Origin of the sequence: Nonomuraea sp. NPDC005650, from assembly GCF_040605375.1 — a bacterium.
GTDB lineage: Bacteria > Actinomycetota > Actinomycetes > Streptosporangiales > Streptosporangiaceae > Nonomuraea.
Genome location: NZ_JBEXCR010000002.1, coordinates 557,856 through 570,421 on the forward strand (window position 1 = coordinate 557,856; position 12,566 = coordinate 570,421).

Consider the following 12,566-nt stretch of genomic DNA (forward strand, 5'->3'; position numbering starts at 1 on the left):
AAGGTTATCACCATGAAGGCTTTGATCATAGGCTGCGGCATCGGCGGTCCTGTCACCGCGATGGCACTGCGCGAGGTGGGTGTGGACGTCGAGATCTTCGAGGCGTACGGGCAGGGCGCGGAGGACGTGGGCTCGTTCCTGAACGTCGCCTCCAACGGCCTGGCCGCGCTCCGCGTGCTGGGCGCGCACCGCAAGATCCTGTCACGGGCCATCCCCACCCCGCGCATGGTCATGTGGAGCGGCAGCGGCAAGCGCCTGGGCGAGGTGGCCAACGGGCTGCGGCTCGACGACGGCACCGTGAGCCACACCGTCCTGCGGTCCGACCTCTACCGGACCATCCGCGACGAGGCCGCCCAGCGCGACATCAAGATCACGTACGGCAAGCGCCTGGTCTCGTACGACGAGAGCAGCAGGGGGGTGACGGCCAGGTTCGAGGACGGCACGGAGGCGACGGGCGACCTGCTGATCGCGTGCGACGGCGTGCACTCGCGCACCCGCGCGGTCCTCGACCCGCAGGCCCCGGCGCCCCGATACAGCGGCCTCTACAGTCTCGGCGGGATCGTGCGGGACACCAGCCTGCCCGGCGAGCCTGGCGTGTACAACATGGTCTTCGGCAAGCGCGCGTTCTTCGGCTACACGGTGGCCGAGTCGGGCGAGACCTGGTGGTTCGCGAACCTGCCCAGGCGGCTCGGCGACGTTCCTGACGACTGGAAGCCGGTGCTGATCAGGGCGTTCGAGGACGACGCGAACGCCTCCGCCGAGGTCATCCGGCGCAGCAACGTGCATCCGGGGTCGCCGATCTACGACCTGCCGCCGCTGCCCATATGGCACCGCGGCCGGGCCCTGCTGACCGGAGACGCCGCGCACGCCACCTCGCCCAGCTCCGGCCAGGGCGCCTCGCTGGCCATCGAGGACGCGGTCGTGCTGGCCAGGTGCCTACGCGACAGCGGGAGCCACACGAAGGCGTTCGCGCGGTTCGAGGCCGAGCGGCGGCCCAGGGTGGAGCGGGTGGTGGCGTACTCCAGGACGATCAGCAACAACAAGGCCGCGGGCCCGGTCGCCCGGGTCTTCCGCGACCTGATGCTGCCCTTCTTCCTGAAGAAGAGCGCGAGCCAGGAGTCACTGGCCTGGATGTACCGCTATCAGGCGAGCCTGTGAAACCGCCGCCTCGCCGGCCGGGACCAGCGGCAACCGCACGTCCGGGGTCGGGATCAGACCCTGGGCGTGCAGCACTCCCTTGATCACGGTGGGGTTCGGCTCGGCGAAGAGCGCGGCCGAGAGCCGGGCCAGCCGGTGCCCGAGCGCCCGCGCCCTGACCGCGTCACCCGCGTTCCAGGCGTCCACCAGTTCGACGTAGCTCCGGGTCTCCAGGTGGGCCGAGGCGAGGATCCCGCCGACGGCGCCCAGCGCGAGCAGCGGCGAGATGAACGCGTCGTCACCCCCCACCACCTCGAACCCCTCCGGCAGGTCCCCCAGGAGATCCACCGCGTCCTGGTCGATCCCGCCCGCCGCGTACTTCATACCCGCGATCATCGGGTGCGCGCCCAGGTGCCGGAACGTCGCGGCGCCGACCGCCTGACCGGTCCGGTAGGGAATGTGGTAGATCACCAGCGGCACCGGCGTCTCCTCCGCCAGCGCCTCGAAGTGCGCGATCACTCCGCGCTCGCCCGGCCGCAGGAAGTACGGCACCGTCACCAGCGCGGCGCCCACCCCGGAAGGCAGGCTCCGCAGAGCCCGGACCGTCGAACGCGTGTCGTTCCCCGTCACCCCCACCGTCAGCAGCGCCTGCCGCTCCGCGCACACCCGCGCGCACGTCTCGATCACCAGCGTCCGCTCGCCGGGGTCGAGCGCCGCCACCTCGCCCGTCGTACCCAGCGCGACCAGCCCGGCGGCCCCCTGGTCGAGGTAGTCCGAGGCCAGCTTCTCGATCGCGTCCACGGCCACCTCTCCCGACGAGGTGAACGGGGTGACCAGCGGTACGTGTAGTCCTCTCAGCATGCTTCGAGCCTGGCTTGTCAGAACCCGTTAGGTCCAGCGCGGATTTCTTCGTTTGAGATTAAGCTCAACTTATGCTCGATCCGCGCAAGCTCCACCTCCTCCGCGAACTCGCCAGGCGCGGCACCATCGCCGCCGTCGCGGAGGCGGCGACGTTCACGCCTTCGGCCGTCTCCCAGCAGCTCAGCGCCCTGGAGCGGGAGGCGGGCGTGCCGCTGCTTGAGCGCACCGGCCGCACCGTGGCGTTGACGCCCGCCGGGCACCTGCTGGTCGAGCACGCGCACGCCGTTCTGGAGCAGCTCGAACGCGCGTCGGCGGCGCTCGCCGCCGCGCGTGGCGGGCCCTCGGGGCCGCTGCGGATCGGCGCGTTCCCGACGGCGGCCCGCGTGCTCCTGCCTCCGGCGCTCGTCGGCCTGACCCGGGCGCACCCTGGGCTGGTGCCGATGGTCTCCGAGATCGACCCCGCCGACGTCTCGGCCGCGCTGCGGGCCGGCGAGCTGGACGTGGCGCTCGTGCACGAGTACGACTTCGTGCCGCCGGTGACCGACGCGTCCATCGAGACCGAGCCCTTGTACAGCGAGCCGATGTACCTGACCGACCGGCCCTCCGTCGCCGACGCCCGCGCCGACTCGTGGATCACCGACAGACCGGGCACGCTCTGCCACACCATGGCGATCCGGGCGTGCCAGGCCGCCGGCTTCGAACCACTCGTACGGCACCACATCGACGACTTCGACACCGTGCTCGCCTTCGTCGCCGCCGGGCAGGGGGTCGCGCTCGTACCGCACCTGGCGGCGATCCATCCGCCGGAAGGAGTGACGCTCACCCGCCTGCCGCTGAGCCGCCGCACGCTCGCGGCGTTCAGAAGGGGCAACGGCGGGCACCCGGCGATCAGGGCGGCCGTGGCCGCCTTCCACGCGGCGATCCCCCACCTGCCTCTCTAACGCAGCAGCCCCCTGACCAGGTCGGCGAAGCCGGCGGCGAGCCGTTCGTGCTGCCCGGCCCGAAGCTGGTCGGCGATCGGCTCCATGTGCAGCGTGCCGAGCAGCATGTGGGCGATCTGCTCGGCGTCCACGTCGGGCCGCCCCTGGGCGATCAGCCCGGACACGTGGCGGTGCCAGGACAGGTAGATCGGGTTCTCCTGCCTGGACTGCTCGCCATGGGCCTTCGTGGTGACCCGGGCGTGCTCGATGGCGCTCATGAGGTTCCCGTTACGCGCCGCCAGCACGGCCACCCCCGCGAAGAACGCGACCAGCCGCTCGACCGGCCCCACGCCCGGCCCCAGCGGCGGCGGCCCCTCGGTGAACGCCTGCTCGAACTCGCGCGCCCGCTCGCTCATCAGCTCGATCATGAGCCCCGTACGGCTCCCGAACCGGTGGAACACCGTCCCCTTGCCCACCCCGGCGGCGGCCGCGACCCGCTCGACCGAGACCTGCTCGGGCGGGTGGCGCCGCAGCAGTTCCTCGGCCGCCCGCAGGATGGCCTGCCTGTTGCGCGCGGCGTCGGCCCGCTCTCGACGTTCCATCCGGTCATTCTTTCCCATGGACAAACTTGACCAGCGGTCCATATATTAACTGGACCATCGGTTCAGTTAAAGGAGCTTCAAGCATGCGCGCAATCGTCCTGTCGGAGAAGGGCGGCCCTGAACGGCTCGAAGTCGCGGACCTGCCGCGCCCCCGTCCCGGCGAGGGCCAGGTCCTCATCCGGGCCCAGGCCGTCGGCGTCAGCTACGCCGAGACGCAGATCCGGGCGGGGACGCTGCCGTTCCCGCTGCCCCTGCCCGCCGTGATCGGCGCGGAGGCGGCCGGCGAGGTGGTCGAGGTGGGCGAGGGGGTGGACGCGAAGCTGCTCGGGAGCATGATCGTGGGGGTCACCGGCGGGCTCGGCTCGTACGCCGAGTACGTCGCGCTCCCGGCCGCCATGACGGTCCCGGTGCCGGACGGCGTCGCCCCGGCCCAGGCGCTGGCCGCGGGGGCGCCGGGCGCGATAGCCCTCGCCCTGCTGCACAGGGCACGCCTCGGCGGCGATGAGACCGTGCTGGTGGAAGGGGGCAGCGGCGCGGTGGGGACGTACCTGGTGCGGCACGCGAAGGAGTTCGGGGCCGGGCGGGTGATCGCCACCGCCGGCTCGCCCGCCAAACGGGACCGGACCGCCGGGATGGGCGCCGACCTCGTGCTCGACCACGGCCCGGCCGACTGGCCCGACGAGCTGCCGGACGTGGACGTGGTGTTCGAGGCCATGGGCGGCACGGTGGCCAGGCGGGTGCTCGACCACCTCACTCCCGGCACCGGCCGGATGCTCTACTACGGGCTGCTGACCGGGGAGCCCGCCGCCGTCACGGCCGCCGACCTCATGGAGCGCGGGGTCACGCTCACCGCGTGCAGCGGCCCCGGCTGGGGCGGGGAGGTGTTCGGGACGCACTATCCGGCGATGCTCGACCGGCTCGCGTCCGGGCGCAGCGCCGCCTACATCGACCGTACGCTGCCGCTGGAGGAGGCGGCGCAGGCCCACCGCCTCCTGGAGAGCCGCGCGGTCACCGGCCGCGTCCTGCTCGCTCCGTAAGCAGGCGTCAGGAGTCGAGGACCGCTTCGAGCACGGCCGTGCTGCTGTCCCCGCCCTGGTCGTAGTCGCCGGCCGTCAACGCCACGACCAGCTCCTCCTCGGGCAGGACGAGCAGGCGCTGCCCGCCGTTCCCGAGGCCGCCGACCCAGTGGCGGTCGCCGGTGTTCACGTACCACTGGTAGCCGTACTCGAACCCGGCCTCGATCACCACCCGCGGCCGCTGCAGCTCCCGGATCCACTCACCGGGCACGACGCCCCGGCCGCCGTCGAGCACCAATTGCCCGACGGCGGCCAGGTCGACCGGCCGCAGCCGCAGGCCGGCCGCGGCGCTCACCACGTCGTGGTATCCCTTGGACCACTCGAACGCGTCGATCCCGAGCGGACGGAACAGCGCGGTCGCGGCGTACTCCTCCAGCGGCCTGCCGGCCCCGCGGGCGATGAGGCCGCCGAGCAGGGCGGAGGCGCCGCCGCAGTAGTGCCACTGCTTTCCCGCCTCCTCGACGACGGGCCGCTCCAGCACGTACCGGTACCGGTCGGGAGCCAGCTCCATCGCGATCTCGCTGTTGGCCGGGCTGGTGTAGGGGGCGCTCTCGTCCCATTCGAGACCGAGCGTCATGGTCAGCGCGTGCTCGACGGTCAAATGAGCGCGTTCCCGATCGGCCACCAGATCCGGATATTCCGGAAATTGGGCCATCAGGGACGCCCCCGGCTCCGGCACGAGCCCTTCGCCCAGCGCGATGCCGTACAGCAGCGCGACCGCGCTCTTGGACACGGACCGCAGGTCGTGCAGCGTGTCCCGGTCGAACTCGACGTGCCCCAGCGAGTCGCCCAACCGATGGTCCGGCCCGGCGCCGTAGCGTTCGAGCACCGTCTTTCCGCCTCGCGTCACCACGAGACCGTGGAAGTTCGGCGCCTTGCCGGAGCGCAGGACCTCGTCGACCCGCTCAGCCATTGCCATGATGTTTCCTCCCGAAAGTCGGCACACCCTGGCATACCGCCTCACACGGTGTCAGGTGCAAGCTCTAGGACAGCTCCGACAGCGCGCGCTCCCAGGGGAAACGGTGGGCGCCGGCGTCCGGCTCGTCCGTCGCGAACTGCCCCGGCCCGCCGAACACGACCCGTACGCCGTCACGGCGCAGCAGGTCGATGCTGTGCAGGAAGGGCGTGCGGCCGGCCAGGGCGTTGTTGACGAACGGCAGCACGACGACGGGGATGCCGAGCCCGGGCGCCTCGGCCAGCAGGCCCAGCGCGTAGGTGTCGGCGATGCCCTGGGCGAACTTGTTGACCGTGTTGTAGGTCGCCGGCGCGACGATGATCGCGCCCGGCCGGGGAGGTTTGGGCTCGTGCGGCTTGCGATACCGGCTGCGGACGGGCCGTCCGGTCTGGGCCTCCAGGGCGGCCACGTCGATGAAGTCCAGGGCCGACGGCGTCGCGACGACCTGGACGGCCCAGCCCTGCTCCTGCGCCAGGCCGACGAGCCGGCCGACGTCCGGCGCCGGTCCGGCGGCGCACACGATGATGTAGAGCTCGGCGCCCTGAGGTTCGGTCACGCGTTGGCTCCCGGAGGGGGTTCGGCGGTGCTGCGCCGCGGCTGCCGGGCAACCGCGGCGCTCTTCATCCCGGCCAGCCAGTGCCGGCCAGCCAGTGCCGGTCGGTCGGGGCCGGTCAGTCGGTGCCGGACTCCATCGCGGCGTGGTCGAGCAGCTCGTCGTCGCCGGGGATCTCGCCGCGCTCCCCGCGGTTGGCGATCGCCTCGGCGCCGCCCTCGGGCATCGCGCCGATCAGCTCGGTCGTGGCCGTCTGCGGGGCGTCGATCAGCATCGGGTGCTGAGGGCCGACGATGCCGAGCCCGGCGTACTGCTCAAGCTTGGCGCGGGTGTCGGCGATGTCGAGGTTGCGCATGGTCAGCTGGCCGATGCGGTCGACCGGCCCGAAGGCGGAGTCCTCGGTCCGCTCCATGGACAGCTTGTCCGGGTGGTAGCTGAACGCCGGGCCGGACGTGTCCAGGATGGAGTAGTCCTCGCCGCGCCGCAGCCGCAGGGTCACCTCGCCGGTGACCGCGGTGCCGACCCAGCGCTGCAGCGACTCGCGCAGCATCAGCGCCTGCGGGTCCAGCCAGCGGCCTTCGTACAGCAGCCGGCCCAGCCGCCGACCCTCGGCGTGGTAGTTGGCCAGGGTGTCCTCGTTGTGGATGGCGTTGACCAGCCGCTCGTAGGCGGCGTGCAGCAGCGCCATGCCCGGCGCCTCGTAGATGCCGCGGCTCTTGGCCTCGATGATCCGGTTCTCGATCTGGTCGGACATGCCCAGGCCGTGCCGGCCGCCGATGGCGTTGGCCTCCAGGACCAGGTCGACGGCGGAGGGGAACTCCTTGCCGTTGATGGTCACCGGCCGGCCCTGCTCGAAGCCGATCGTGACGTCCTCGGCGGCGATCTCGACGGAGGGGTCCCACGACCGCACGCCCATGATCGGCTCGACGATCTCGATGCCCGCGTCGAGGTGCTCCAGCGCCTTGGCCTCGTGGGTCGCGCCCCAGATGTTCGCGTCCGTGGAGTAGGCCTTCTCCGTGCTGTCGCGATAGGGCAGCCCGTTGGCGAGCAGCCACTCGGACATCTCCTTGCGACCGCCGAGCTCGGTGACGAAGTCGGCGTCCAGCCACGGCTTGTAGATCCGCAGGGCGGGGTTGGCGAGCAGACCGTAACGGTAGAACCGCTCGATGTCGTTGCCCTTGAAGGTCGAGCCGTCTCCCCAGATCAGCACGTTGTCCTCAAGCATGGCGCGCACGAGCAGGGTGCCCGTGACGGCCCGCCCGAGGGGCGTGGTGTTGAAGTAGGTGCGCCCGCCGGACCGGATGTGGAACGCCCCGCAGGCCAGGGCCGCGAGCCCCTCCTCCACGAGCGCCGCACGGCAGTCGACCAGCCGGGCGACCTCCGCGCCGTACGCCTTGGCGCGGCCCGGCACCGAGGCGATGTCAGGCTCGTCGTACTGGCCGATGTCGGCGGTGTACGTGCACGGCACCGCACCCTTCTCGCGCATCCACGCGACAGCGACCGAGGTGTCGAGACCGCCGGAGAAGGCGATTCCGACACGTTCACCGACAGGCAGGGACGTGAGCATCTTAGACACGAGTAGAAGTATATACACACCTATGCATGACCATGCAAAGCCCCTCGCCGGATTTCACCCGCGATCGGCATCACCGGCTCAGGGAGCGGGTTTCCTGGCCTCCAGGATGACCGTGCCGAACCACGGCCCGCCGTACCAGAACCGCCAGCCCGCGTCGCGCCGCCGCACGTCCACCACGCCGAGCGAGCGCAGCGTGTCCTCGTACGCGGTCGTGTGCTGGAAGTCGGCGATCAGCATCGACCCGCCGGGCCGCAGCACCCGGTGCGCCTCGCGCACGGCCCGCTCGCGACCCTCGGCGTCGGGGATGTTGTGGATGGCCAGGCTCGACACGATCACGTCGAACGCGCCGTCGTCGAACGGCAGGTCGCGCATGTCGCCCGTCACCAGCTCCACGCGGTCGGCGACGCCTTCGGCCGCGGCGTTCGCCCTGGCCCTCGCCGCCCGGTTGCCCGACTGGTCCTTCGAGTGCCACAGGTCGATGCCGGTCGCCGTGCCGTGCTCCAGCCGCCCGGCCGCCATCAGCAGCACCGCGCCCCGGCCGCAGCCGAGGTCGAGCAGGCGCTCGTCGCCCTTCAGCCTTTCGAGCTCCCCGGCCCAGACCGCGAACTTGCCGCGCCGCGTCGTGTAGAGGTAGCTGGCCGCGCTGGCCAGCGTGTAGAGCCCGCCGAACAGGAACGCGATGCCCGCCAGGGGGATGTCGAGCATGAACGAGACCGTCGCCAGAGCGAGAAGCGCGAGCGCCCCGAGGAGTAAGCCCCCCAGCGCCCAAGGCGCATCGAATCCGTAGCTTCCGTGTCGCTTGCGCACACTCACGTTATATCTCAAGGTGGTCTTGACATGGAATTGACCTGACCCGTCCCTTCCAACCGTCTTTCCCGCACAGCGCATTACTAACCTGACGTGGATGGGCGCGCAAATGGGGGTTTGACCAGGCATGACGGTGAAAGAGCGGGGATTCGGCCTGGGGGCGAGCATGGCCCTGACGCTGGCATCGTCCTTGTTGTGGGGAGTGGCGCACCTGGCCGTGGAGCGCCGTAAGACCGGTCTGGCGCTCATGTTCGGATATGTCGTGATGCTTGGCGGCATTCTCACCGTGCTCACGGCGTACAGCACCCACCTGCTGTCGCTGGCGGTGCAGCCGCGCTGGCTCGTCGGGTTCACCGTGGCGCTGGTGGCGATCGCGATCGTCTGGACCAGCGTGGTCATCTGGTCCTTCGTCCTGGTGCGACCGCCGAGCTACGACAGGATCGGCCGCTTCCTGACCACGGCGCTGACGCTCGCGCTCTGCGGGCTCATCCTGACCCCGACGCTGTACGCCACCAGGCTCGCGTACCTGTCACGCGACGTCGTGAACACCCTGTTCCCCAGCGCCACCGCCACCGCGCCGATCATGGCCCAGGACCCGTGGAGCGGCGCCCGCCGGGTCAACTTCCTGCTCCTGGGCGGCGACGCCGCGCCGAACCGGCCCGGCGTGCGCACCGACAGCATGACCGTGGCCAGCGTGGACACCGAGACCGGCGCGACCACCCTGTTCGGCCTGCCGCGCAACCTCCAGCGCGTCCAGTTCCCCGAGGGCGCGGCCAGGGACCAGTTCCCCTTCGGGTTCACCGGCAGCGGCCCCGACACGCCCGGCCTGCTCAACGAGATCTTCCAGTACGCCGAGGACCACCCCGAGATGGTGCCGGGCGTGGAGCGGCGCCAGCGCGGGCCGACCCTGATCAAGCAGACGATCGGCGACATCCTCGGCATCCCGGTGGACTACTACGCCCTGGTGGACATGAAGGGGTTCGCCGAGATCATCGACGCCATGGGCGGCGTGAAGGTCACCATCAAGGAGCCCATCGTGTACGGCCGCTACCGCGAGGGCCTGCTGCCGGCCGGCACCCGCAGGCTGTCCGGCGAGGAGGCGCTCTGGTACGGCCGCTCGCGCACCGACAGCGACGACTACGTCCGCATGGGACGCCAGAAGTGCCTGCTCAACGCGGTCGCCAAGCAGGCCGACCCGATGACCGTGCTCAACAGCTTCGAGCGGCTGGCCGCGGCCACCAAGCGGGCCATCTCCACCGACCTCCCGCAGGACCTGCTGCCGGCCGTCATAGACCTCTCGCAGCGGGTCAAGGACGCGAAGATCCGCAGCCTCAGCTTCGTGCCGCCGCTGATCAACACGGCCTACCCCGACTGGTCGTTCATCCGCCGCAGGGTCGCCGAGACCCTGGAGGCGCGCCCCGTGGCCAGGACCGCCACCAGCGCGGAGCACACCCCCGGCACGGACGACCCGGACACCCCGGTCAACCTCGACGCCACCTGCGCCTAGACCGGCTCTTTTCGACTCGCCCACCCGGGCTTCTCACGCATGCCTTCGTTTCGGTGTCACGCCGTGCACGGAGTGTGGCATGATGATGAAAACCGAAACGGAAACGGTTTTCATTCCTACGAGGACATCAGGAGGGGTCGTGAGAGTGGCCTTCGTCGGAAAGGGCGGCAGTGGCAAGACGACGATGTCCGCGCTGTTCGCCAGACATGTGGCGAGCCAGGGCGGGCCGGTGGTGGCCGTGGACGCCGACATCAACCAGCACCTGGCCATGGTGCTCGGCCTCGACCGGCAGCCCGAGCCGCTCGGCGCCCACCTGACCGAGATCAAGGAGCGGCTGCGCGGCGACAACCCGCGCATCCCCTCCGCCGACGCCATGGTCAAGACCACCCCGCCCGGTCGCGGCTCCCGGCTGCTGAGCTTCGACGACCTGGCCGCCGACCCGTACGCGCTGACCGCCCCCGAGGGGATGCGCCTGCTGGCCACCGGCCCGTTCAGCGAGGACGACCTCGGCGTGGCCTGCTACCACTCGAAGGTCGGCGCGGTGGAGCTGCTGCTCAACCACCTGGTCGACGGCCCCGGCGAGTACGTCGTGGTCGACATGACCGCGGGGGCCGACTCCTTCGCCTCGGGGCTGTTCACCCGGTTCGACCTGACCTTCCTCGTCGCCGAGCCGACCAGGCAGGGCGTGAGCGTCTACCAGCAGTACCGCGACCACGCCGCCACGTACGACGTCGCGCTGGCCGTGGTCGGCAACAAGGTGCACGACCCGTCCGACGTCGACTTCCTGCGCGAGCACGTGGGCGACGACCTGCTCACCTGGATGGAGCACTCCGCCGCGGTGCGCGCCATGGAGCAGGGCCGCCACTTCACGCTCGACGACCTGGAGCCGGCCAACGCCGACGCGCTGGCCGTGCTCCACAAGACCCTCGACGAGCAGGACAAGGACTGGGCGCGCTTCGGCCGGCAGACCGTGGAGTTCCACCTGCGCAACGCCCAGGCGTGGGGCAACGACCGGACGGGGTCAGACCTGGCCTCACAGATAGACCCGGATTTCGTGTACGGCCCCTGAGTGCCCCCCTCCAGGCATCTGGAGCGATCACAGATCCCCACCTAGCGTCAAATTGATCCCATTCGAGAGGAGACAGCATGTCGCTGACCGTTCCGAACGAACTGCTCGACCAGGCCCGGGCCGGTGACGTCGACGACGCGGCATTCATCGCGTGCGTCCGCGACTCGCTACCGTACGCGTGGTCGCTGATCAGCGGGCTGGCCGAACAGCGCGAGCAGACCGGAGCCGAGTTCGCCGACAACCAGGTGCCACCGCCGTCCGAGGAGGCCCGCGGCCAGCTCCTGCGCTGCCTGGCGAGCGACGCGATGCGCGGAGCGCTGGAGCGCCACTTCGAGGTACGGCTGGCCTTCCAGAACTGCCACCGGGTCGCCGTCTTCGACCCGACGGCGACGAAGGCCCTGCACGAGTTCGTCACCCCGAGGGCCCAGATCCTCAACCAGAAGCCGGAGCTGGTTGACTGCTGACCGGCCGGCCCGGTGACCCGGCTCGCCCCGGGTCACCGGGCTCGCAGCATCGGCAGCACCTCCGCCCCGAACCGCCGCACGTTCTCCAGCGTCCGCCGGTGCTCGCCCAGCCCCTCGACCAGCAGGATGAACCGCTCGATCCCGGTGTTCTCAGCGGTACGCAGAATCGTCGCGGCACAGTGCTCGGCCGACCCGACCGGATGAATCCTGGCCAACAAATCCACATATGCCGGGATATTTCGTGTAGGTCGCGGCCGATCGTCCACCGGCACGTACCCCGCCAGCCCCGGCTCCAGCCACCGGGGCAGCGACTCCTTGATCTCCCGCACCGCCTCCGCCGTGGTGTCGGCCACGTGGGCGACCCCCGCCGCCACGTGGTCGGCGGCGCCCCCGCCACGGGCGATGTAGTCCTTGACCAGGGCGGCCTTGTCGGCGTCCCCGATGTGCATCCCGAGCAGCATCGGCAGCCCCCGCGCCGCCGCCACCCCGACGGTCGCCTCGGAGGTGCACGCGACCACCGGCCGTATGCTCGCGCCCGGCACCACCTGGACCTCCCTGAACCGGAAGAACTCCCCGTCACCGGCGACGGGACCTCCGGAGAGCGCGCCGAGCAGGACGTCGAGCGACTCCCCGAACCCCCGCTCGAACCGCTCGGCCCCGGTCCCGAACACCTCCAGGTCCACCCACGGCCCGCCCCTGCCGACCCCCAGCGTGAACCGCCCGCCGGACAGGTGGTGCAGCATGGCCGCCTGCTCGGCCAGCGCCACGGGATGCCGCGTGGACAGCACGCTGACGGCGGTGCCGAGCCCGATCCGCGAGGTCCTGCCGACCGCGACCGCCGCCAGGGTGGTCGCGGAGGGGCACACGCCGTAGGACATGAAGTGATGCTCGGCGACCCACGCGTCGTCGAACCCCGCCTCCTCGGCGGCCACGATCACTTCGACGGCATCGGCCAGCACCTGCCCGGCCTCCTGGCCGGGGAACTGCGCCGCGATGACGAAGACCCCGATTCGCACCTACCCGATGATGCCCGATGGGG

At 71.0% G+C, this 12,566-nt stretch carries 13 protein-coding genes; 6 read left to right on the forward strand and 7 right to left on the reverse strand.

Features of this window, described 5'->3' with window-relative positions:
- The first annotated feature begins 12 nt into the window (after positions 1-12).
- Positions 13-1,158, forward strand: a complete 1,146-nt coding sequence (locus ABZS69_RS05390) for an FAD-dependent monooxygenase (RefSeq protein ID WP_355366831.1) — start codon at positions 13-15, stop codon at positions 1,156-1,158.
- On the opposite strand, the gene ABZS69_RS05395 is transcribed toward ABZS69_RS05390, so the two are convergent.
- Positions 1,120-1,998: a 4-hydroxy-tetrahydrodipicolinate synthase gene (locus ABZS69_RS05395; RefSeq protein ID WP_355366834.1), complete on the reverse strand. Its 879-nt coding sequence runs from the start codon at positions 1,996-1,998 to the stop codon at positions 1,120-1,122. The two genes, ABZS69_RS05390 and ABZS69_RS05395, sit on opposite strands and share 39 nt — an antisense overlap.
- 71 nt (positions 1,999-2,069) lie before the next feature.
- Here ABZS69_RS05395 and ABZS69_RS05400 point away from each other — a divergent pair, with 71 nt between their 5' ends.
- Positions 2,070-2,939 (forward strand): LysR family transcriptional regulator, encoded by an 870-nt coding sequence (locus tag ABZS69_RS05400; protein ID WP_355366837.1) that lies wholly within the window; start codon positions 2,070-2,072, stop codon positions 2,937-2,939.
- Here the strand turns inward: ABZS69_RS05400 and ABZS69_RS05405 are convergent.
- Positions 2,936-3,520, reverse strand: a complete 585-nt coding sequence (locus ABZS69_RS05405; protein WP_355366840.1) for a helix-turn-helix domain-containing protein — start codon at positions 3,518-3,520, stop codon at positions 2,936-2,938. The two genes, ABZS69_RS05400 and ABZS69_RS05405, sit on opposite strands and share 4 nt — an antisense overlap.
- Before the next feature lie 83 nt (positions 3,521-3,603).
- Between ABZS69_RS05405 and ABZS69_RS05410 the strand changes: the two genes are divergently transcribed.
- Entirely contained in the window at positions 3,604-4,557 is a 954-nt protein-coding gene (locus tag ABZS69_RS05410) for a zinc-binding dehydrogenase (protein WP_355366843.1), read from the forward strand.
- 7 nt (positions 4,558-4,564) lie between these two features.
- Here ABZS69_RS05410 and ABZS69_RS05415 read toward each other — a convergent pair whose 3' ends face one another.
- From ABZS69_RS05415 to ABZS69_RS05430, 4 genes are all read right to left on the reverse strand, one after another.
- A complete protein-coding gene (locus ABZS69_RS05415) occupies positions 4,565-5,515 on the reverse strand; it encodes a serine hydrolase (RefSeq protein ID WP_355366846.1) in 951 nt (316 codons plus the stop codon).
- A gap of 64 nt (positions 5,516-5,579) precedes the next feature.
- The gene (locus ABZS69_RS05420; RefSeq protein WP_355366849.1) at positions 5,580-6,107 is read right to left on the reverse strand and encodes a flavoprotein; all 528 of its coding nucleotides are present in this window, start codon (positions 6,105-6,107) and stop codon (positions 5,580-5,582) included.
- 115 nt (positions 6,108-6,222) lie between these two features.
- Positions 6,223-7,680, reverse strand: a complete 1,458-nt coding sequence (argG, locus tag ABZS69_RS05425) for an argininosuccinate synthase (protein WP_355366852.1) — start codon at positions 7,678-7,680, stop codon at positions 6,223-6,225.
- Between the two features lie 78 nt (positions 7,681-7,758).
- On the reverse strand, positions 7,759-8,385 hold the full coding sequence (locus ABZS69_RS05430; RefSeq protein ID WP_355366855.1) for a class I SAM-dependent methyltransferase: 627 nt from the start codon (positions 8,383-8,385) through the stop codon (positions 7,759-7,761).
- A 229-nt stretch (positions 8,386-8,614) separates the two neighbouring features.
- Between ABZS69_RS05430 and ABZS69_RS05435 the strand changes: the two genes are divergently transcribed.
- The 3 genes from ABZS69_RS05435 (at position 8,615) to ABZS69_RS05445 (ending at position 11,527) form a co-directional block, all read left to right on the forward strand.
- On the forward strand, positions 8,615-9,994 hold the full coding sequence (locus ABZS69_RS05435; protein WP_355366858.1) for an LCP family protein: 1,380 nt from the start codon (positions 8,615-8,617) through the stop codon (positions 9,992-9,994).
- A 139-nt stretch (positions 9,995-10,133) separates the two neighbouring features.
- Positions 10,134-11,063 carry an ATP-binding protein gene (locus tag ABZS69_RS05440; protein ID WP_355366861.1) on the forward strand — a complete coding sequence of 310 codons (930 nt, stop codon included), beginning with the start codon at positions 10,134-10,136 and terminating at the stop codon, positions 11,061-11,063.
- Between the two features lie 77 nt (positions 11,064-11,140).
- On the forward strand, positions 11,141-11,527 hold the full coding sequence (locus tag ABZS69_RS05445) for an SCO5389 family protein (protein WP_355366864.1): 387 nt from the start codon (positions 11,141-11,143) through the stop codon (positions 11,525-11,527).
- Positions 11,528-11,559: 32 nt separating this feature from the next.
- Here ABZS69_RS05445 and ABZS69_RS05450 read toward each other — a convergent pair whose 3' ends face one another.
- Positions 11,560-12,543, reverse strand: coding sequence for an LLM class flavin-dependent oxidoreductase (locus ABZS69_RS05450; protein ID WP_355366867.1), 984 nt, complete (start codon positions 12,541-12,543; stop codon positions 11,560-11,562).
- Positions 12,544-12,566: the final 23 nt, after the last annotated feature.